General features: G+C 61.8%; 17 protein-coding genes, 1 tRNA gene and 2 pseudogenes. 9 read left to right on the top strand and 11 right to left on the bottom strand.

Translation table 11 applies throughout. The features are described 5' to 3' along the window. Positions 1–14: 14 nt before the first annotated feature. Complete coding sequence (cobC, locus tag AABD04_RS10095; protein ID WP_341441086.1) at positions 15–1052, bottom strand: Rv2231c family pyridoxal phosphate-dependent protein CobC; 1038 nt, start codon at positions 1050–1052, stop codon at positions 15–17. A gap of 56 nt (positions 1053–1108) precedes the next feature. Between cobC and AABD04_RS10090 the strand changes: the two genes are divergently transcribed. The 3 genes from AABD04_RS10090 to AABD04_RS10080 are packed head-to-tail and all read left to right on the top strand — an operon-like array spanning position 1109 to position 3207. Continuing rightward, the gene (locus AABD04_RS10090) at positions 1109–1801 is read left to right on the top strand and encodes an HAD-IA family hydrolase (protein ID WP_341441085.1); all 693 of its coding nucleotides are present in this window, start codon (positions 1109–1111) and stop codon (positions 1799–1801) included. Beyond that, positions 1798–2271 carry a low molecular weight protein-tyrosine-phosphatase gene (locus AABD04_RS10085; protein ID WP_341441084.1) on the top strand — a complete coding sequence of 158 codons (474 nt, stop codon included), beginning with the start codon at positions 1798–1800 and terminating at the stop codon, positions 2269–2271. The genes AABD04_RS10090 and AABD04_RS10085 overlap by 4 nt, the downstream gene beginning before the upstream one ends. 18 nt (positions 2272–2289) lie before the next feature. Continuing rightward, entirely contained in the window at positions 2290–3207 is a 918-nt protein-coding gene (locus AABD04_RS10080; protein ID WP_341441083.1) for an SURF1 family cytochrome oxidase biogenesis protein, read from the top strand. Here the strand turns inward: AABD04_RS10080 and AABD04_RS10075 are convergent. After that, positions 3148–4116: a cobalamin biosynthesis protein gene (locus AABD04_RS10075; RefSeq protein WP_341441082.1), complete on the bottom strand. Its 969-nt coding sequence runs from the start codon at positions 4114–4116 to the stop codon at positions 3148–3150. The genes AABD04_RS10080 and AABD04_RS10075 overlap by 60 nt on opposite strands. Before the next feature lie 362 nt (positions 4117–4478). Further along, positions 4479–5375 carry a LysR family transcriptional regulator gene (locus AABD04_RS10070; RefSeq protein WP_341441081.1) on the bottom strand — a complete coding sequence of 299 codons (897 nt, stop codon included), beginning with the start codon at positions 5373–5375 and terminating at the stop codon, positions 4479–4481. Between the two features lie 112 nt (positions 5376–5487). On the opposite strand from AABD04_RS10070, the gene AABD04_RS10065 reads away from it, so the two are divergent. Then, a complete protein-coding gene (locus AABD04_RS10065; protein ID WP_341441080.1) occupies positions 5488–6981 on the top strand; it encodes a CoA-acylating methylmalonate-semialdehyde dehydrogenase in 1494 nt (497 codons plus the stop codon). A 108-nt stretch (positions 6982–7089) separates the two neighbouring features. Beyond that, positions 7090–8256 (top strand): iron-containing alcohol dehydrogenase, encoded by a 1167-nt coding sequence (locus AABD04_RS10060; RefSeq protein ID WP_341441079.1) that lies wholly within the window; start codon positions 7090–7092, stop codon positions 8254–8256. 6 nt (positions 8257–8262) lie between these two features. On the opposite strand, the gene AABD04_RS10055 is transcribed toward AABD04_RS10060, so the two are convergent. After that, a complete protein-coding gene (locus tag AABD04_RS10055; protein ID WP_243609667.1) occupies positions 8263–9663 on the bottom strand; it encodes an amino acid permease in 1401 nt (466 codons plus the stop codon). 246 nt (positions 9664–9909) lie between these two features. Here AABD04_RS10055 and AABD04_RS10050 point away from each other — a divergent pair, with 246 nt between their 5' ends. Together AABD04_RS10050 and AABD04_RS10045 are read left to right on the top strand one after the other, a co-directional pair. Further along, on the top strand, positions 9910–10851 hold the full coding sequence (locus AABD04_RS10050) for an NAD(P)/FAD-dependent oxidoreductase (RefSeq protein WP_341441078.1): 942 nt from the start codon (positions 9910–9912) through the stop codon (positions 10849–10851). A 44-nt stretch (positions 10852–10895) separates the two neighbouring features. Next, positions 10896–11324, top strand: coding sequence for a hypothetical protein (locus tag AABD04_RS10045; RefSeq protein WP_341441077.1), 429 nt, complete (start codon positions 10896–10898; stop codon positions 11322–11324). On the opposite strand, the gene AABD04_RS10040 is transcribed toward AABD04_RS10045, so the two are convergent. The 5 genes and pseudogenes from AABD04_RS10040 to AABD04_RS10020 form a co-directional block, all read right to left on the bottom strand. Next, positions 11321–11995, bottom strand: a complete 675-nt coding sequence (locus tag AABD04_RS10040) for a nitroreductase (RefSeq protein WP_341441076.1) — start codon at positions 11993–11995, stop codon at positions 11321–11323. The genes AABD04_RS10045 and AABD04_RS10040 overlap by 4 nt on opposite strands. Before the next feature lie 98 nt (positions 11996–12093). Beyond that, positions 12094–12983: pseudogene (locus tag AABD04_RS10035) on the bottom strand (MetQ/NlpA family ABC transporter substrate-binding protein). A 25-nt stretch (positions 12984–13008) separates the two neighbouring features. Then, positions 13009–13614: pseudogene (locus AABD04_RS10030) on the bottom strand (methionine ABC transporter permease). 83 nt (positions 13615–13697) lie between these two features. Continuing rightward, a complete protein-coding gene (locus AABD04_RS10025; protein WP_341441075.1) occupies positions 13698–13856 on the bottom strand; it encodes a hypothetical protein in 159 nt (52 codons plus the stop codon). 47 nt (positions 13857–13903) lie between these two features. Then, the gene (locus AABD04_RS10020; protein WP_341441074.1) at positions 13904–15088 is read right to left on the bottom strand and encodes a hypothetical protein; all 1185 of its coding nucleotides are present in this window, start codon (positions 15086–15088) and stop codon (positions 13904–13906) included. Positions 15089–15149: 61 nt separating this feature from the next. Between AABD04_RS10020 and AABD04_RS10015 the strand changes: the two genes are divergently transcribed. Next, entirely contained in the window at positions 15150–15530 is a 381-nt protein-coding gene (locus tag AABD04_RS10015) for a hypothetical protein (RefSeq protein WP_341441073.1), read from the top strand. A 1324-nt stretch (positions 15531–16854) separates the two neighbouring features. Here AABD04_RS10015 and AABD04_RS10010 read toward each other — a convergent pair. After that, complete coding sequence (locus AABD04_RS10010) at positions 16855–17127, bottom strand: hypothetical protein (protein WP_341441072.1); 273 nt, start codon at positions 17125–17127, stop codon at positions 16855–16857. A 591-nt stretch (positions 17128–17718) separates the two neighbouring features. Between AABD04_RS10010 and AABD04_RS10005 the strand changes: the two genes are divergently transcribed. After that, positions 17719–18678: a hypothetical protein gene (locus tag AABD04_RS10005; RefSeq protein WP_341441071.1), complete on the top strand. Its 960-nt coding sequence runs from the start codon at positions 17719–17721 to the stop codon at positions 18676–18678. Positions 18679–18731: 53 nt separating this feature from the next. Here the strand turns inward: AABD04_RS10005 and AABD04_RS10000 are convergent. Then, positions 18732–18803: transfer RNA gene (locus AABD04_RS10000), tRNA-Val, on the bottom strand. Positions 18804–18835 lie beyond the last annotated feature (32 nt).

The raw sequence follows: 18835 nt of genomic DNA, 5'->3' as shown, positions 1-18835 counted from the left end.
GTTCGCTGCTCTCCTCACAGAACGGTGTTCAACGCGTCCACCAGTATGTCGACCTGCTTCGAGTCCCGTACCGCGACGCGCAGGTGGTGACGGTCGAGCCCTGGGAACGTATCTGCCCGTCGCACCGCGATACCCATCGTGCGCAGTCGTTCTCGAACGAGATCGGCACCGTCGACGCGCATCAGCAGAAACGGCGCGCGGGCCGGGCCGGTGATGTCGAGACCAAGAGCTTCGAGTCGCGGAATCATCGCGGTGCGTTCGCGGTCGATGCGCTCGGACTCGGCGCGTGCCTGTTCGACGGCGAACGGTTCGGTGCAGGCGCGGATCGCTTCGAGCTGCAGACTCCCCAGTGGCCAGTGGGCGCGGCCGTACTGCAGCCTCGCGAGGACGTCGGGGTGGCCCAATGCGTATCCGCATCGCAACCCCGCGAGCGCCCAGGTCTTCGTCAGGCTGCGCAGAACCAGCACGTCGTCCAGGCTTTGTGACGCCAGGGACTCCCCCGCCCCGAGAACGGCGTCGGCGAAGGCCTCGTCGACCACCAGCGTGCGTCCCGACTCACGCAGACTCAGGACCGCCTGACGGGGATGCAGGACCGACGTGGGGTTGGTCGGGTTGCCGATGATCACCATGTCGGCGGCGTCGGGCACGAGCGTCGGATCGAGTTCGAAAGGCGACGGCAGGATCACTCGGTGGACCGGGACACGAGCCTGCTCCAGTACCCAGTCGGGCTCGGTGAACGACGGGTGGATCGTCGCAACGAGCTGGGGCCTCAGCCGCGGCAGCATCGAGAAACCTTCGGCCCCACCGCTGAGCAGCAGTACCTCGTCCGTTGAGCGGCCGTGGTGTGCGGCCACCTGCTCTCGTGCGGCCCTGTCCGCGGCCACGCTCGGGTACGAACCCAACGAACTCAGTGCCGCAGAAAGCCGCTCGCGAAGCCAGGCCGGCGGACCGTCGCCCCGCACGTTGACGGCGAAGTCGACGAATCCGGAATCGACCTCCACGTCTCCGTGGTGACGGAGTAACGCATCGGGATCGGCAGCTGAGTCGGACATCGCGACGAGCGTAGCCGCGCCGTCACCGAACAGCCCGCACCGATAGGCTTCGACGCATGTCTGTCGATGTACCCGCGTCCGTTGTCCTGTTCGATCTCGATGGGACCTTGACCGATTCCGCACCGGGAATTCACGCCGGTTTTCGTCATGCATTGGCGTCGGTGCAGGCTCCCGAACCGACCGAGGAACAGCTGTCGCTGGTCGTCGGACCACCCCTGATCGACACGTTGCGCGGGCTCGGCCTGGACGAGGATGCGGCGCAGCGTGCATTGGCGGCGTACTTCCAGCGCTACGACGAGCGGGGCTGGGCCGAGAACACCGCGTTCGACGGCATCGAGACGGTGTTGACGCGTTTGCAGGATCGCGGCGTCCGCCTCGGCGTTGCGACGTCGAAGTCGGAGCGATTCGCCGTTCGGATTCTGGACCACTTCGGTCTGTCGCGGTACTTCGAGTTCATCGGCGGTGCCAGCAACGACGGCACCCGACGGGCGAAGTCCGATGTGATCGCGCACTCGCTGACCAACCTCGGCATCGACCCGGTGGAGTCCGCGGACGGCGGCACCGCCGGGGTGATCATGATCGGTGATCGCGACCACGACGTGCACGGTGCCGCTCGGTTCGGCATCCCCACGGTGTACGTGGAGTGGGGCTACGGCATCGACGGCGAGAGCGACGACGCCGCGTTCACCGCATCGAGCATGGACGAACTGGCCACCGTGCTGGAGCAGAACACAGCGAGCGTGCGATGAACGAGCCGCTGCATGTGACATTCGTGTGCACCGGCAACATCTGCCGGTCCCCGATGGCAGAGAAGGTCTTCGCGGGGCATCTGCGCGACGCCGGTCTGGGCGAGGCGGTACGTGTCTCGAGCGCCGGGACCGGTGGTTGGCACGTGGGCGACGGCGCAGATCCGCGAACCGTCGCCGAGCTCGATGCCCACGGATACGACAGCGAGCATGCGGCGGCGCAGGTCGGGCCGGATCATCTGGCGGCGGATCTGATCGTCGCGCTCGATACCGGCCACGCGCGCGCCCTGCTGCAGCTCGGTGCACCGGCAAATCGTGTCGCGTTGCTGCGGTCGTTCGATCCCGACGCCGACGACTCCTCGGTGGCCGATCCGTACTACTCGTCCGATTCGGCGTTCGCCGAGGTGCGTCAGCAGATCGAAAGCGCCGTTCCCGGCATGCTGGACTGGGCACGGTCTCGGCTCTCTCGCTGACCCGGCTACCGTGGTGGAGTGCGAAAGTTAGCGTTCTTGCTGCGACCCAAATGGTTGGTACTGGCTGCGGTGGTGCTGGCCTTCGCGTTCCTGTGCTTCAGCGTGCTCGCTCCGTGGCAGTTGGGAAAGAACACCTCGACGTCCGAGCGCAACGATCTGATCACCCGATCCGTCGATGCGGATCCGGTGCCGATCTCCGACATTCTCACCGCGGACGGTTTCCCGGCCGAGGACGAGTGGCGTCGGGTCATCGCCACTGGGTCCTACGTCGCCGATTCCGATGTGCTGGTGCGGCTGCGCAGCATCCGTGATCAGCCCGCCTACGAGGTCATCACCCCGTTCGTGATCGACGGCGGGCCCACCGTGCTCGTCAATCGCGGGTACGTGTTGCCGGTAGAAGGAACCAGAGCACCCGAATTCGAGGCGGCACCTGCCGGTGAGGTGACATTGAACGCACGGGTGCGCCAAGCCGAGGGCACCTCTCGCGAGCCCATCGAGGACGACGGACGACTGCAGGTCTACAACATCAACCCCGAACAGATCGGCGCGGCGGTCGGAGTCGACGCCATCGACGGATATCTCCAGCTCGACGACGCTCAGCCAGGCGGTCTCGGCTTGATCGAACTGCCGCAGACCGACGCAGGCCCCTACCTCTCCTACGGTCTGCAGTGGTTGGCGTTCGGCATCATGGCACCGCTGGGCCTGGCGTATTTCGCTCGGGCGGAGATACGGGAACGCCGCGATTCACGGGCCGAACTCGCGGACGCGATGTCCGGCGAGCCGGACGCCGATCCCGAAGACGATGCCGGTCCCGACGAGGAAGAAGAATTCACGCTGCCCACCCGCCGCGAGAAGCGAGCCAGAGCGCGCGCGGCGTCACGCCCGACGACGCCGTCGGATCCTCGCTTGGCCGATCGCTACGGCAAGAATCGCTGACGCGACCGCCGACAGTTCCTGCACTCGGGTCGACAGTGCGACCGCCCGACGAAGATCCGGTGCTGTCGGCGACGGTCCGTCACCGAGGGTCGGTCTGTTCTCGACGCCGTGTCGATACTGCGTTCTGCCGCCGAGCTGCAGCCCCAGGGCACCGGCAGCCGATGCCTCCGCGACACCTGCGTTGGGGCTGGGGTGCTTCGCCGCGTCGCGTCGCCACATCTTCAGGGCTCGGGCGGGCGAACCATGCACCGAGTGCGCTGCCGCTACCGTCGCGACGCCGGTGACGCGGGCCGGAAGCAAGTTCAGAACGTCGTCGATTCGCGCTGCGGCCCAACCGAAGCGCAGATACTTCGGAGACCGGTAGCCGATCATGGCGTCGAGCGTGTTGCTTGCGCGGTAGGCCAAGATCCCCGGAGCACCGGCCAGAGCCCCCCACACCAACACACCGACCGTCGCGTCGGACGTGTTCTCCGCGATGGATTCGAGCGCGGCGCGTGCCAGGCCGTCGGAGTCGAGCAGATCCGGATCGCGTCCACACAGCGACGGCAGCAGTGCGCGCGCACTGTCCAGGTCGTCGTTGTCGAGGTGATCCGCCATCCGTCGGCCGACCCTGGACAGGGACGTGCCACCCAGGGCGGCCCAGGTAGCAACCGCGATCAGTGCGGCCTCAGCAGGTGCACCCAGGCGGCCGGCCACTCGACTCGACCCAACGCCGAGCGCAGTCGCCGAGCCGATCAGCGCGACCGAATGGACGACGCCGACGGCGCGGTTGTCGCGGTAGAGGATGTGTTCGACGCGCAATGCCGTGGTGCCGAATCCTGCAACCGGGTGCCAGCGTCGTGGATCTGCGAACACTCGATCGAGGCCGTAGCCGACCAGTAGGCCGATCGCTCGCGGGTGTGTCCACATCCCACGAATCTTGCCAACTGCGCACCGGGCGCAGGAATTCGGTATGCCCGACTCAGCGCTGGCGGTACGCGCCCGCCAACTGGCGACCACGGAAGTCGATGTCGCTTCCGTCGTTGAGCAGTGCAATTGCCATTCCCACGAAGCCGACGGCTGCCATTACGAACATTGTCATGATTCCCCCAGAATCTCGTGTGGATCCGCTGTGCGGATGTGTCTGTAACAGATTGTTACCCCTAAGTTCGTGGTTTCCACCTCTTTGAGGTCGGCGTCACGTGTGTCCGTCATCACGAGACGCGCGTCTCATCGGAACGTCCAAATATCAACGGCCACTGACACTCTCGGGCTGTGCGCTTCTCCCGTAGTTACTGCGGCACAGGAAAGAGATGCTGCTCGTCGATCACAACCGACCGGAGAAACTCGTCCACGGCCTTCACCCGCGCCAGACCGGTCAGCTCTCGCGGCACCACCGTCCAATACGTCCGCTCGACCGAGACGACGCCGGGCAACACGGACACGAGGGCCTCGTCCGGCTCGCCGATGTAGCTGGGCAAAGGAGCAATTCCCACCCCGGACCTCGCCGCGATCCATTGCCCGGTGATGTTGTTGGTCTGTATCTGCGCTCGGCCCTCGGGCAGGATCGAGTCCAGAATTCGCAGCGGTGCGACATCGAGCAGCGCATCGACGTACGAGATCAGCGTGTGCTCTTGTAGGTCGTCAACGGTACGGATCGGCGACCCTGTGGCGAGATACGTTTCGGTGGCGTAGAGCTCGAGTGAGTACGTCGCCAGCCTGCGAGTCTCCACGAATCTCGGGGACGGCCGCTCCAACGTGATTGCGATGTCGAACTCCCTGGTGGCCAACGAGTTGTGCTCGGTGGCGGTGACCAATTCGATGTCGAGATCCGGATGTTTGTCTCGCAGTACACCGAGCTTCGGTGTCAGGACGAACGCTCCGAAACCGTCCGGGGCCGCGATGCGCACGGTCCCCCGTAGGGAGCCGGTGTCGGAGGTCTGATCCTCGAAGGCGGCGATGAGTGTCGATTCGACGGTCTCTGCATATCCCAAGAGACGTCGACCCGCCTCGGTGAGTCGCCAACCCGACGGGGTTCTGTCGAACAGGCGCTGCCCGGCCGATTTCTCGAGCGCCGTGATGCGCCGACCGACTGTGGTGTGGTCCACGCCGAGAGTGTGCGAGGCGTCGGTCAGACGCCCGGTCCTCGACACTTCGAGGAAGTATCGGAGATGGTCTGCGTTGAACACCCACCGAGACTATCTGCGGTGTGCATTTCTGCACAGCGATCTGCGGTTTTGGCCTTTGACATGTGCATCCGTACCAGTGAGACTCGGGACACACCGATGGAAGGATCGAACGTTGACCGACGTCATTGCGCACTGGATCGATGGCAAGACCTACTCCGGCACCTCCGACCGGACTTCCCCCGTCACCAACCCCGCGACCGGCGAGGTCACCGGCACACTCGCGTTGGCCGACACCGGCGACGCCCGCGCGGTCATCGACGCCGCCGCGGCCGCATTCCCGGCGTGGCGCGATACCTCCCTCGCCAAGCGAACCTCCATCCTGTTCTCGTTCCGAGAGCTGTTGAACGCGAGGAAGAACGAGCTCGCCGAGATCATCACCGCCGAACACGGGAAGGTCCTCTCCGATGCACTCGGTGAGATCTCACGTGGCCAGGAAGTCGTCGAATTCGCTTGCGGCATGGCACATCTACTCAAGGGCGGATACACCGAGAATGCGTCGACCGGGGTCGACGTCTACTCCATCCGTCAGCCGCTCGGACCGGTCGGCATCATCTCTCCCTTCAACTTTCCCGCCATGGTCCCGATGTGGTTCTTCCCGATCGCCATCGCCGCCGGCAACACGGTCGTACTCAAGCCCTCCGAAAAGGACCCGAGCGCGAGCATCTGGCTCGCCCGGCTCTGGGCCGAGGCGGGCCTGCCCAACGGCGTGTTCAACGTCCTGCAGGGCGACAAGGTGGCCGTCGACGAACTCCTCGAGAACAAGAAGATCAAGTCGATATCCTTCGTCGGCTCCACCCCCATCGCCCAGTACGTCTACTCAACCGGCACCGCCAACGGAAAGCGCGTCCAAGCCCTCGGCGGGGCCAAGAACCACGCCGTCGTCCTCCCTGATGCGGATCTCGACCTCGCCGCCGACGCCATGGTCAACGCCGGCTTCGGATCCGCAGGCGAACGGTGCATGGCCATCTCGGCCCTCGTCGCCGTCGGGAACATCGCCGACGAACTCGTCGCCAAGATCGCCGAACGCACCACGCCTCTGGTCACCGGCGACGGAACCCGCGGCGCAGACATGGGACCGCTGGTCACCAAGGCGCACCGTGACAAGGTCGCCTCGTACGTCGACGCAGGCGAAGCGGCCGGAGCCACCCTCGTCGTCGACGGCCGCACCGTCCGGCCCGACGGTGGGACCGACGGATTCTGGCTCGGTCCCACCCTCATCGACAACGTGACTCCCGACATGAGCATCTACACCGACGAGATCTTCGGCCCCGTCCTCTCGGTCGTGCGCGTCGACACCTATGACGATGCCCTGCGGCTGATCAACGAGAACCCGTACGGCAACGGCACCGCCATCTTCACCAACGACGGTGGGGCCGCCCGACGCTTCCAGAACGAGGTCGAAGTCGGCATGGTCGGCATCAACGTCCCCATCCCGGTTCCCATGGCGTACTACAGCTTCGGTGGGTGGAAGAACTCCCTCTTCGGCGACAGCCACGCCCACGGCACCGAGGGCGTCCACTTCTTCACCCGTGGCAAAGCAGTCACCAGTCGCTGGCTCGACCCCAGCCACGGCGGCATCAACCTCGGCTTCCCTGAAAACAGCTGAGCCCCGAGAACAGCTGACCCCCGAAAAAGAGCTGACGCATGTGCGCGGAAATTCGTAGCAGACTACGAATTTCCGCGCACATGGGTCCACAGCGCTAAGGAGCACACCATGGTTGCCAATATTTCGTTTCCTCGGTTCCTCAAGCTGGGCGGGGGTGCCGTCGACGAGCTTGGGACGGTTCTGACCGACCTCGACGTGTCTCGGCCGTTGCTCGTCACCGATGCGTTCATGGCCGGAAACGGCTCGGCGGATCGTTTGATGACGATCATGACCGAGGCCGGGAAGAAACCGGCACTGTTCTCGGGCACCGTTCCGGATCCGACCACGGATTCGTTGGTCGCGGGACTCGAAGCGGTGCAGCAACATTCGGCCGATTCGATCATCGGGTTCGGCGGTGGCAGTCCGATGGACACTGCCAAGGCGTTGGCCATTCTCGCGGTGCAGGGTGGCACGATGCGGGACTTCAAGGCTCCGGTGCTGTCGACCGGACCGGCCCTTCCGATCATCGCCATTCCCACCACGGCCGGAAGTGGTTCGGAGGCAACTCAGTTCACCATCATCACCGACGTGGCCTCGGACGAGAAGATGTTGTGCCCCGGGCTGTCGTTCCTCCCGATCGCCTCGATTATCGACTTCGAGTTGACCATGTCGATGCCGGCCCGCCTCACCGCAGACACCGGGGTCGATGCCCTGACCCACGCCATCGAGGCGTACGTCAGCAAGAAGGCCAACCCCATCTCCGACGGTTTGGCGCTCAGCGCGATTCGCACGATCGGGACGTCGTTGCTGCGGGCGTATCGGGACGGCGAAGACCGGCAGGCGCGCGAGGCGATGATGCATGCCTCGACGCAGGCGGGCATGGCGTTCTCCAATTCGAGTGTCTGTCTGGTGCACGGTATGAGTCGACCGATCGGCGCGCATTTCCATGTGGCACATGGGCTTTCCAACGCGATGCTGTTGCCTGCCGTCACGGCATTCTCCATCGACGGGGCGCAGGCGCGTTACGCCGACTGCGCTCGTGCGCTCGGTGCGGCATCGGAAGGCGACTCCGATCAGGTCGCCGGTGGCAAGTTGCAGGATGCGATCGTCACACTGTGCCGTGAGGTGGAGGTTCCAACGCCGCAGACCTTCGGTATCGACAGGGCGAAGTGGGACGAGCTATTGCCGCTCATGGCCGAGCAGGCTCTCGCCTCGGGTAGTCCGGGCAACAATCCGGTCGTTCCGACGGCGGAGCAGATCGTCGATCTGTACCGCCAGGTGTACGCGGGAATCTAATCGCACTCACTCCGATGCGCGGGCGGCGACACTGTCGCGCCGCGCATTTCGGCGTTGCACCACAATTCCCCCGATCACGGTCACTGCGGCCAGGACGGCCGAGAGCAGGATCGACGACCGCTGCTCCGGCCGTACCACCATCATCACCAGGACGAACACGATGAATCCGATGGCCAGGTAGGTCAGCCACGGATACAGCCACATCCGAACGGCAGGGCGTTCGCCGTCGCGGTCGAGGTGACGCCGTAGCACCAGCTGGCTGCTGGCGATGGCGAGGTAGACGAAGAGCGCGACAGCACCCGTGGTCGCCAGCAGGTAGGTGAAGAGTTTCTCGGGCAGGATGTAGTTTCCGACCACGGCGAGGAACCCCAGCACCATCGAGGCGATCACCGCAATCCACGGCACCCCGTTCGTGGTGATCTTCTTGACCGCCCTCGGTGCGTCGCCTCGATCGCCGAGCGAATACAGCATGCGCGACGCGGTGTAGAGCGCCGAATTCAGGCACGACGCAACAGCGGTCAGAATGACGATGTCCATGATGGTGTCGGCATGCGGGATTCCCATCTTGGACAGTACGTACTGGTACGAGCCCGTGTTCGGGTCCAGTTCGTTCCAGGGCACCAGCGCGACGATGACGAAGATGGAACCGAAGTAGAAGATCGAAATTCGCCAGATGACCGAGTTGGTGGCGCGGGTGATTCCCTTTGCCGGGTCCTTGGATTCGGCCGCGGCGATGGTGACAATTTCCGAGCCCATGAACGAGAACATCGTCGTCAGCATGGCCGCGATCACCGCGCCGAACCCGAGAGGCATGAATCCACCCGAGGCCCAGAGTTGGTCCACACCACTGACTTCCGAATCGGGTAGCCATCCCAGAATGGCCGCGATCCCGAGGCCGATGAACGCGATGATCGCCACGACCTTGACCAGCGCGAACCAGAACTCGAATTCGCCGTAGTTGCCGACGCTGATCAGGTTGGTCGCGGTGAGGGCAATGACGATGAGCAGTGCCCACATCCATTGGGCTCCGCCGAGCCAGTTGGTGAGAATGGATGCAGCCGCGGTGGCTTCGACCGGGATCACCAACACCCAGAACCACCAGTAGAGCCAACCGACCGAGAAGCCGGCCCAGTGACCGAGCGCGCGAGTGGCATACGTGGAGAACGAGCCGGTGTCGGGATTGGCCGTCGCCATCTCCCCCAGCATGCGCATCACCAGGATCACGAGTGTTCCCGCGAACAGGTACGCCAGCAGCACCGCCGGGCCTGCCGTCGCGATGGCGTTGGCCGAACCCACGAACAATCCCGCGCCGATGACCCCGGCTATCGAAATCATCGTCACGTGCCGTGGTTTCAGGCTGGTACCGAGTCCTTGCTCGCCGGTGTCCGGCTTCTCCGTGATGGACATCCCTGAAGTTGAACATAAAATGAACGCCGACGCAGAGAGTGACCGATATGTCCAGAATGTCTGTGGGGCAGGCATTTCCACACACATCGCAGCACAATCGATACCTCTCGATTCGTCAAAGCGGGCTCGTGATGTTCACCGTCGCGGACCTTGCGAACAGGCCGGACCGGCTACCCGACCTCGTCCCACGGCACCGCATTCCTCAGGCTCACCGACGCGACCGACTGATCCCGGCATACTGGACCGATGAACTCCGAAGCGGGCACCATCACCGATCCGGTCACCATCGTCGGTGCGGGCATAGCCGGCGCGGCCTGTGCGCGGGTTCTTCGCGACGCAGACGTGCCGTTCCGCATCATCGACCGAGGCCGAGCCCCAGGTGGGCGGATGTCGTCGCCTGAGATGCACGGCCGTCGCGTCGATCTGGGAGCGGGATACTTCACCGTTCGTGATCAGGAATTTTCGACGGTGGTCGCGGACTGGGAGTCGGCCGGGTTGGCGCGGCAGTGGGCCAACACGTTCAGCATCCTCAAACCCGAGACGGCACCGTGCACCACGACCGGACCGGTTCGCTGGGCCACCCCGGGCGGGCTGCGATCGTTGGTACGAAACATGCTCGACGGCTTCGACATCGAACATTCCACCGAGTTGACCGAATTGCCCGACGGCCACGTAGTGGTCGCCATGCCAGATCCGCAGGCAACGCGACTGACCGCAGTCCCCGACGCGGTCGATTACGAACCGGTGATCGCGGTGGCATGCGGATTCGACGGGTTGGATGTGCCGTTCCGCGACGCGGCCTTCGTCAACGATCATCCCGATATCGCGTTCGTCGTCGACGACGGTGCCCGGCGGGGTGACAGCGCTCCGGTTCTCGTCGTGCACACCACGTCCGAGCGGGCGCAGCAGCACCTCGAGAACCCCGACGGCGCGATCGCCCCGGTTCTCGACGCCCTGCGCGAATTGTCCGTCGTCTCGGCGCCGCCCGCATGGACTCACGCTCACCGATGGACCTTTGCCAAGCCTGCGGCGCAACACGATTCGAACTTCGAGCTTGACCAGCAGGACGGACGCTTCGTCGGTTTGGCGGGCGATCAGTGGTGCGAAGCCGGAGTGCCCAGAGTGGAGAGCGCCTGGCGTTCGGGGACCGATGTGGGCCGAGAACTGGTTCGACGCCTCTCGCACTGACGTTTGCCCAGCGTCAGCCCACGAGCCGGATTAAGATCGCCCGCGTGCTGTCCGTGAAGTCGTACCCACGCGAATACATCGACGCCTGCCGTGCGCGCCTCGATTCTCAGCTGGCCGCCTACCGTGCGGTCGCGTCGAATCGAACGACGACCACCGGCGTGGACGAGGCATTCGACGTCGCTTTCTTCAACAATCTCGTGCTGACGCTCGAGGTGTACTTCCTGCACCGGATGCGTGGGCAAGAGAAGAAGAACGGCAATCCGCTGAACGAGGTCCGGGTACTGGCCGCGTCGATGACAGCAGCAGACGACGTGATGACCAGCGATCCGACGATCGACCTCGACCCGAAGAAGAGCATTCTCGGATACGCCGTCGGCGACACCATCGCACTCGACGAGAAGCAGTTCGTCGCATTGGCCGACGCGTACTTCGCCGAGATCGAGGCCAAGTTCGGGCCGCAGCTCGCTCCCTAATCGCTGACGAACCGCACCGTCTCGTCCAGAGGTGCTCGGCTGGTACGGAATCCGTTGATCGGGTGAGTCTCGTCGGGATAACCGAAGGAGATGCCGGCCACCACTTTTCGAGTGTCGGGGATGTCGAACCATTCGTGTAGAAACGGTGAGTACGCGGCCAGGGCTGCTTGCGCGATCGCTGCAAGACCGAGACTCTGGGCGGCCAGCAGAAAAGTCTGCAGATACAACCCACAGTCGACAGCGCCGTACACACCGAGATCGGCGTCGGTGGTGATGATGGCTGCGTGCGGGGCGTCGAACAGCTCGTAATTGCGAATGAACTGACGCGTCGTCGCCTCGGTGTCGGACTTCACCACACCGATGCTCTCGTACAGGGCACCACCGCATTCGCGTCTGCGCGCTCGGTGCAGGGCGTTGTAGTTGGCCGGAAACGGGAAGTCCGGCTGCGGCACACCAGACGCCACATGCTCCACGAGTGCCTCGGAGAACTTACGGGTAGCATCGCCCTCGGTCACGATGATCTGCCACGACTGGGTGTTGGACCAGGAAGGCGTCCTCCGGGCGGCTGACAGTAGCTGTTCGAGTACCTCACGCGAGACCTGCTTCGGCAGAAACTGTCGGCACGAATACCTCTCGTCGAGCAGTTCTGTCAGTGCTTCGTACCGGGTCACATCGTCCGCCTCGTGTCGGTGTCATCGGGTGCGGGTCGAACGTAACACCACGGCCGCGACCGACGGTCGGGTGCTGGACCGTCGAGTGCAGAATGCCGCTACTGCAGAGGTAGCAGGATGTCTTTCACTCGCGGGTCGGTGCCCAGGAATTCCTGGACCGCGGGGTCCTCGAACGCGGTGACGAGATTCTTGATGTTGTCCGTATCTGCCCACCGGCTACCGATGGTCAGCTGCCCGGCGAACTCGTCCGGTGCCGGCGGGGCGAAGATCTGCTTTTCGACGGGGATGCCGGCCGCGAGGTAGTACTCGGTATAGCCCACGGCTGCATCGAGATCCGGCAGTGCTCTCGATTGCGCAGCGAAGTCCAGCAGCGTGAACTTCAGGTTCTTCGGGTTATCGACGATGTCCTTCTGCGTGGGCGTCGATTTGTCGACGGCGGGATCGAGCGTGATCAGACCGGCTCGCTCGAGCACCCACAGGCCTTGGGCCTCGTTGGCCGGGTCGGAGTAGAGCGATACCGTTGCGCCGTCCGGCAATTGAGCTGGGTCCGAGTACCTGTCGGACCACAAGCCGAATCCCCATCGGAACGCCGGGGTTGCGGCTTCCTCCTGGAAGTCCGGGTTGGATTCGAGGACCTGACCGAGCCACAGCTTGTGCTGGTAGACGGTAGCGGCTACCTCACCTTCGCTGACGGCGCGGTTTGATGGTGTTGCTGTCTGCGAGTCCGCGGAATGCAACCGTGATGCCGTACTTGGGGGGCAACCTGGTCAGCGACGAATTCGACCAGGGCCTGCTCGGATGCATTGCCCTCTGCCGTGGCGACAACAAGGTTTGCGCCCTCGGTCTCGTTTGCCGAGGCCGTGCCGCCGAAGAACGCGATGCGGACAACGACGGCGAGGGCGATCAGCAGTACGACGGCCGCGATGATCCAGGGCGCTTTTCGACGGTTCTTCAGCTCGAAGCCGTGTGCTTCGGTGGAGGTTCTCATGGTGGATGGACCTTTCGAATGTGGTTCAGACAGTGCGCACAGCGCGTTGATGAGGTGTGGTGTAGCGAACGAGCGCATCGCCGACGAGCTGGACGGCGGCGACGGTGAGAATCAGGATGACGATCGTCGCGATCATGACGGTGTGATCGAATCTTTGGTATCCGTATGTGACTGCGACATAACCGATTCCGCCTGCACCGATCGTTCCGGCGATGGCCGAGTATTCGATCATGGCGATGACGTTGATGGTCAATCCACCGATGATCGACGGAACCGCCTCGGACAGCTGCGTGGTAGTGACCTACGGTGTGGAACCACCCGACGCCCGGGCAACGTCGACCACCGACGTCGGAACCGAGCGCAGAGAGTTCTCGACTATCCGGGTGAAGAATGCGATGCCCGCCAACGACATCGGTACCACTGCCGCTGCGATGCCGATGTTGGTTCCGGTGATCCATCGGGTCACCGGAACCAGCGCGGCCATCAGAATCAGGAACGGCAGCGATCGGCCGATGCTGACGAGCCAGCTGATCGGCGTGTGGAGCACCGGGTTCTCGAACAGTCCGCCCGGGCCGAGGTTGAACAGCACCGCACCGAGCGGCACACCGACGAGCACCACGATCCCGACCATGGTGAGGGTGTCCCACAAAGCGGGCAACAGCAGAGCCAGCAGTTCGTCGACCGGAACCTTGTTGCCTGCCGCGAGTACCGCGATCACGACGCGACCTCCAGGATCGGCTGCTCGGTGTTCGCAGATCCGGACAAGCCCAGCGCTTCCAGTGCGCCGGGGACTCGCGTACTCAGATGGCCACCGATGCCGATCGACGCGCTGCCGACCGTCGCTCCGGCCACCACCTGCACGGACGCCCCCAACAGCGCGACCGGTGCGCCCAGATCCTGGCCCAGCTGGATTAGTCAGATCAGAGAAGACCTTTCTTTATCAGCCAGTCGCGCATCATTTCGTCGTTGGCTTGATTGATTCCTAGCGTTGGTGACGCCTTGACATGCTTCATGTACTTATCTAGCAGATTGACGTCGAACGATCCATGCAATGACCGACGCTTCTGCTTGTGTGGAGTTGGCACCTCCAACAGCTGCTCACGAGGAAACTTGTCCATCGCCTCGATCATCTGCTCCATGCTGATCTCTAGGCGCGATCCGACTTCAAACTGCCAGTCAAAAAACACCAAGTTTGCGGCGTCCTCCACTATGCCTTGGTGGTGAACGAAGTCTGTCCGAATTTTCCTGATGTCGTTGAAGTACTCAGACTTGATGTCGTTCTTCTGAACCTGGTCTTCCGCGTCCTTGCCACGGCTGTGGAACTCTGCGAGACGCGGCCTGAACTGCTCATCCCACAGAGCGTGCATGTAGGTGAACCACTGGGCGTACTCGATCCCTTGCACTTCTGGGTAGTAGGTCGTGCTCGCGCCCCCTCCACCGGCAACCATAATGTCGGCACCCGAGTTAATCGCAAGAATCATGTGTTGCATGTGAATCTTGCCCGACCCAGGCTTATTCGAATAGAACGAAGACTCCACCGGGAAGTCGTGCTCACTTTGCGATCGGATCTCATCGGCATTGGTAGCGTGCATAGAAAAGTAATGACCAACATCTTTATGTGCATATCCCTGCACGAACCTTCCGTGCTGCTCCTCCCACTCTCCTACACGTCTAACAACTGCATCGTGTGCTGACATCGACATAATCAGCGAGAGCATAAATCCACGCTCCAGTTCTTCAACTAGATCATTGGCAGACTCGACCTCATCCTCTGCGGTGCCCTTTAGCTTCGGGATCACGTCCTTGAACGCGGCAATCAGGTTGGTAAGACCCGCATCAAACTGTTCGCCTGGTGTGAGTGCGAGTGCCTGGGAGATTATGTTGTTTAGCTTGCCGGCTAGATCCGTCCCAGCGATAGGAGGGTCCGACTCAGTCATCAGCTTGATCGGATCGCACCCCGCAGCAATCAGCAAGACTTGACCATGGACTGGAATAGCGCGACCAGCGGCCCTGTAGACAGCGACGCTCATCAGCGTAAGGTTCAATAAAGCGTGTGCTGTTTCAACAACCTGCAACCATCGGGACGCTCGCGTCTGCTTGATCATGGAGTGATGATGTCACCCGGTCAGGACAGGGGACTGCCCCGAGTTCAGTTGACTGTCGGGGTTGAGTGGTTCAGGCCGCGTGTGCGGTCTGGTTGATTGTCTTAAACTCGATAGCGGTGATTCAACCAACGACGAACGCACCCGCGCCTACGTCGCGCGCAGAACCGTCGAGGGGAAATCGCCGAGGGAGGTTCGGCGTTGCCTCAAACGGCACATCGCCCAAGAGATCTACTCGCTTCTGACCGACCCGAAACCCGTCCAAGGGACCGACGACCTTGGGCCGCTCCGCCACCGAGCCGGCATGTCCACGCAGTGCCGCGCCGACCACTTCGCCGTCTCTCTCACCACGATCTCGCGCACGGAACGAGCGATCAAACCGAACCACGAATTCGCCGCGCGCTACCACGACTGGTCGACGGGACAACTCACGGAAACCGCTTGACACCAATGGAGCATCCAAAGCCGGGGCAGTCCCTCCCCTCGACAACCGTGTTCACCTTGATACCGCCACTGATAAAGTCCGCCTTGTGATGCGCTAGTGCTGGATACAGAGCAAGTAGGTCGATGAGCGCACGTTCAGGCGGGTCAACACGCTTGAGGGGTCTGAACTGCTCACTACCGGCCATTCCCTGACCGCAATCGAACGTATGCACGAATCAGGCTGATGCCGTGGACCTCGGCAAGGTCGACGGGATGCAAGTCCCAGCCGGGAAGCTCTCAACCCTGTCACTACAACCGCTATGGTCTGCGAATGGGTTTCGTGACATTCATTGCGTTCTTCGGCGCAATCCTCGCAGGAATGACGGTCCTCGTGGCTCTCTACCAGCTGCTCAGCGAGTTCAGCGCCACATCCGCAACGAAGGTATCTAAGCGTGATGCCATGAAGGTTTCAGCTTGGTTCGTTGGGATCTTCGGACTCATCACGGGCGTATGTGTGACGTACCTATACTTCAGGTGGACCTAAAAGAGCCGCCGAGTGCGGCTCCTCTTGTGATGACTCTTTTAGCTTTTGTTCTAGCTCTACAACTACCGAATTACGATAGTTCTCGATCAATTAGTTTACGTTGGGGTTGGAGAAGCTTAGGTAAGGAACTGCATCAAGTGCAGCACGTTTGCCACCAAGCCCTACCTCCGTCTTTTTTGATCGGTATGGGCGTCTACTAACGGCATAACCTGCGTATCTATTATCGAGTCCAGATCTTTAGCTGCCTGCTTGCTTGGGTACTACCGCCCAAAGTTATTTCCGAAGCATCAATGCATCCCAGCACTTAAAATTATATCTTGCAACGCCGACCACTGATCGGAGCCGCTCTCGTAGCTCGTTGTCTTCGACCGACGCCATGATGGCCACACCTACGACGTTGAGCGAGGAAATTACGGCAGAGCAGCAGCGCAGGGATGAATCGTGAGTGAACGCGTGCCCGTCAACTTCCGCGAAGCTGTCATCCGTGAATCCGGAAATTACGTCCAGGACTCAGCCCGTGTACGTCAGTTCCTCCTACTTGCCTACCGAGCTCTCTAGAACGCCGGCCACGATATAGAGCTCGTCGAAGTGTTCGAGGTAGAGCATGAAAATTAAGCGCCGTAGTCACTGGTTGTACCTGCTCGACGCGCTGATGACCTTTGGCAAGGCCATAGCCTGGGTGTCATCTTCGTGGTCATTACCGCAGCGCTCGCCTACCTCCTACTTGTACACATCCGCTGGTCCTAGATCAGCGCATTCACCCCGGCACTGGCTTCCCGTCGTTCGTGCCGGGGTGAATGCGCTAGACGATTGGGTAGACAACGGCGACTAAGAGCACACCCACGAGAATAAGAATAAGTCCTACCGCGACATTTTTGTCGCGAATACTTCCTGATCCAAACCCATTCTTTATAAGCTCTTTTATTATTTCAAATATGTCACTGGCCATGCCGTTAGTAGTCGTTCCGTTTGTGTGGACAACTACGGAAGATGTCGCGTTTTTGAGGACCATCCATAGACCGGCAACCACCAGGACCGCCCCTAATGTAAGCACCACAGCTTCGGCAACGCTCATTTGACTCCCCTGACTACTTGAAAAGTGGATGGTGTCGCCATACTAGGCCTTACGTCCGACCACAACAGCTTTTATCTAATTATTGATACACCAGTACCACTCTGCGTAAATGATTGCAGAGAGTAATAAGAGACGCGCACTAAATGGAAAAAGGACCAACGCACATGAAAAATGGAGTGACACAGACTCGATCGATTGCCAGCTAGAACAAACAACCGCCGAAGAGTTGGGTCTGGACGCGGGAACCGCACGAACCATCTGCAGCGCAGATCGACTCCCCTGGCTCACCGGGCATCCGTACCTTCGTTACGACCGGTGCGGTCATAGGAGAGCAGTTCTTCGACGAGCTGGGTTACGAAATGAAGCTAGCTGCCAACGACAGAAGCGAGCCCGTATCGAGGCTCTGACTGAGCACTGCGCAGCACGTCAGGTTTATGGGCCGATTGATGACCGGTCGCAGGTGTGGGTGAAGAAGCCAACCGACCCATGGCAGCCCGAGGAAACCAAATAACCGACATAGATTTTGCGTATCGGCCCCATGTCGGTGTTGCTCCGTACTCTGTTTGACAACGAGTATCTGAGGGGTGGGACATGGCCAAGTCAAGGAAAAAGAAGTCTGATCCGATGGATCTCGGTGCGATCGCAGGGATCATCGCCGGGAGCCAGTCAGTGGCGGGCGCTAGTGCGGTGAACTCGCTGTTCTCTGCAAACAATCCTGCGATGATGTCTGCGCTGTCGTCATTCGGAGCTGGCACGAATTCTCTTGGAGCAGTCGGTGCGGCCCACAGGGCGGGTGGACCCGCAATCGGCATTGCCGAGCACTACCAGGCACTGTGGTCAAATAAGGTCGGTGGTGAACTTCAAGGGATTGCTTCACGTCTTGGACGGCAGTATAAATCCACTGCGGGACTCAGTTTGGTTGACGCCATTGCAGCAGGGGCAATCACATCACCCGCGTCGACGGCACTGTCAGAAGCGATCTCCCAAGTGAGTGCCATGGGCACGTTCGGTGAGCTCATGGCAGCCGGACAGACAAGCGCGATGAGCTCCCTTATTCAGAACTCTGGGATTGGCCTCGTCGACTGGACTCAGACACGCGCTCGCGGTACAGATTTGGTAGACGCGCTGGACCGACTCGGCTGGGAAACCGATGAGATTCCGGATGAAGAAGGTCTGACAGCGCTTGCAGACGTAGATGTAGACGATGAACAACTCCAGGCCGTTGAGGAGACGATTGAGGCTAACCCTGAACGCCTAGCGGCAGTCGAGACGATTGAGTCAGTTTTCGAGGTCTACTACGGACTGACTCGCGAGCAGTCGCATCACATCGTTCGTGTGTTGGTCTTGCTTTCGATGATCGGCAGCTTCTTCGGTTTATTGGTGATCAATCCAGTGTTTGGGACCGCCATAGTCGGTGCGATGGGCATGGCACCTAACACCCTGAAGAAGGTCAACCTCGACACAATCTCACGCGGGGTTGCCGATAAGGTCGCACCTCTGCCCGAGGCTGATGAGCAAGACGACGAGGATGACGAGGATGAACAGGCTTAGTTTTCCGCATCCAGTTAACCACAGATGAACAACTTTGCCGCAGGAAAATCTTGTGGGCGCAGAGGGGTTCGAACCCCCGACCGCTGGTGTGTAAAACCAGAGCTCTACCGCTGAGCTATACGCCCGAGTACCGGCGGCCTGGGGACAACCCCGGGCC

It is taken from the genome of Rhodococcoides navarretei (assembly GCF_038069675.1).
GTDB lineage: Bacteria > Actinomycetota > Actinomycetes > Mycobacteriales > Mycobacteriaceae > Rhodococcoides > Rhodococcoides navarretei.
This window is presented reverse-complemented; position numbering and strand designations above follow the sequence as displayed.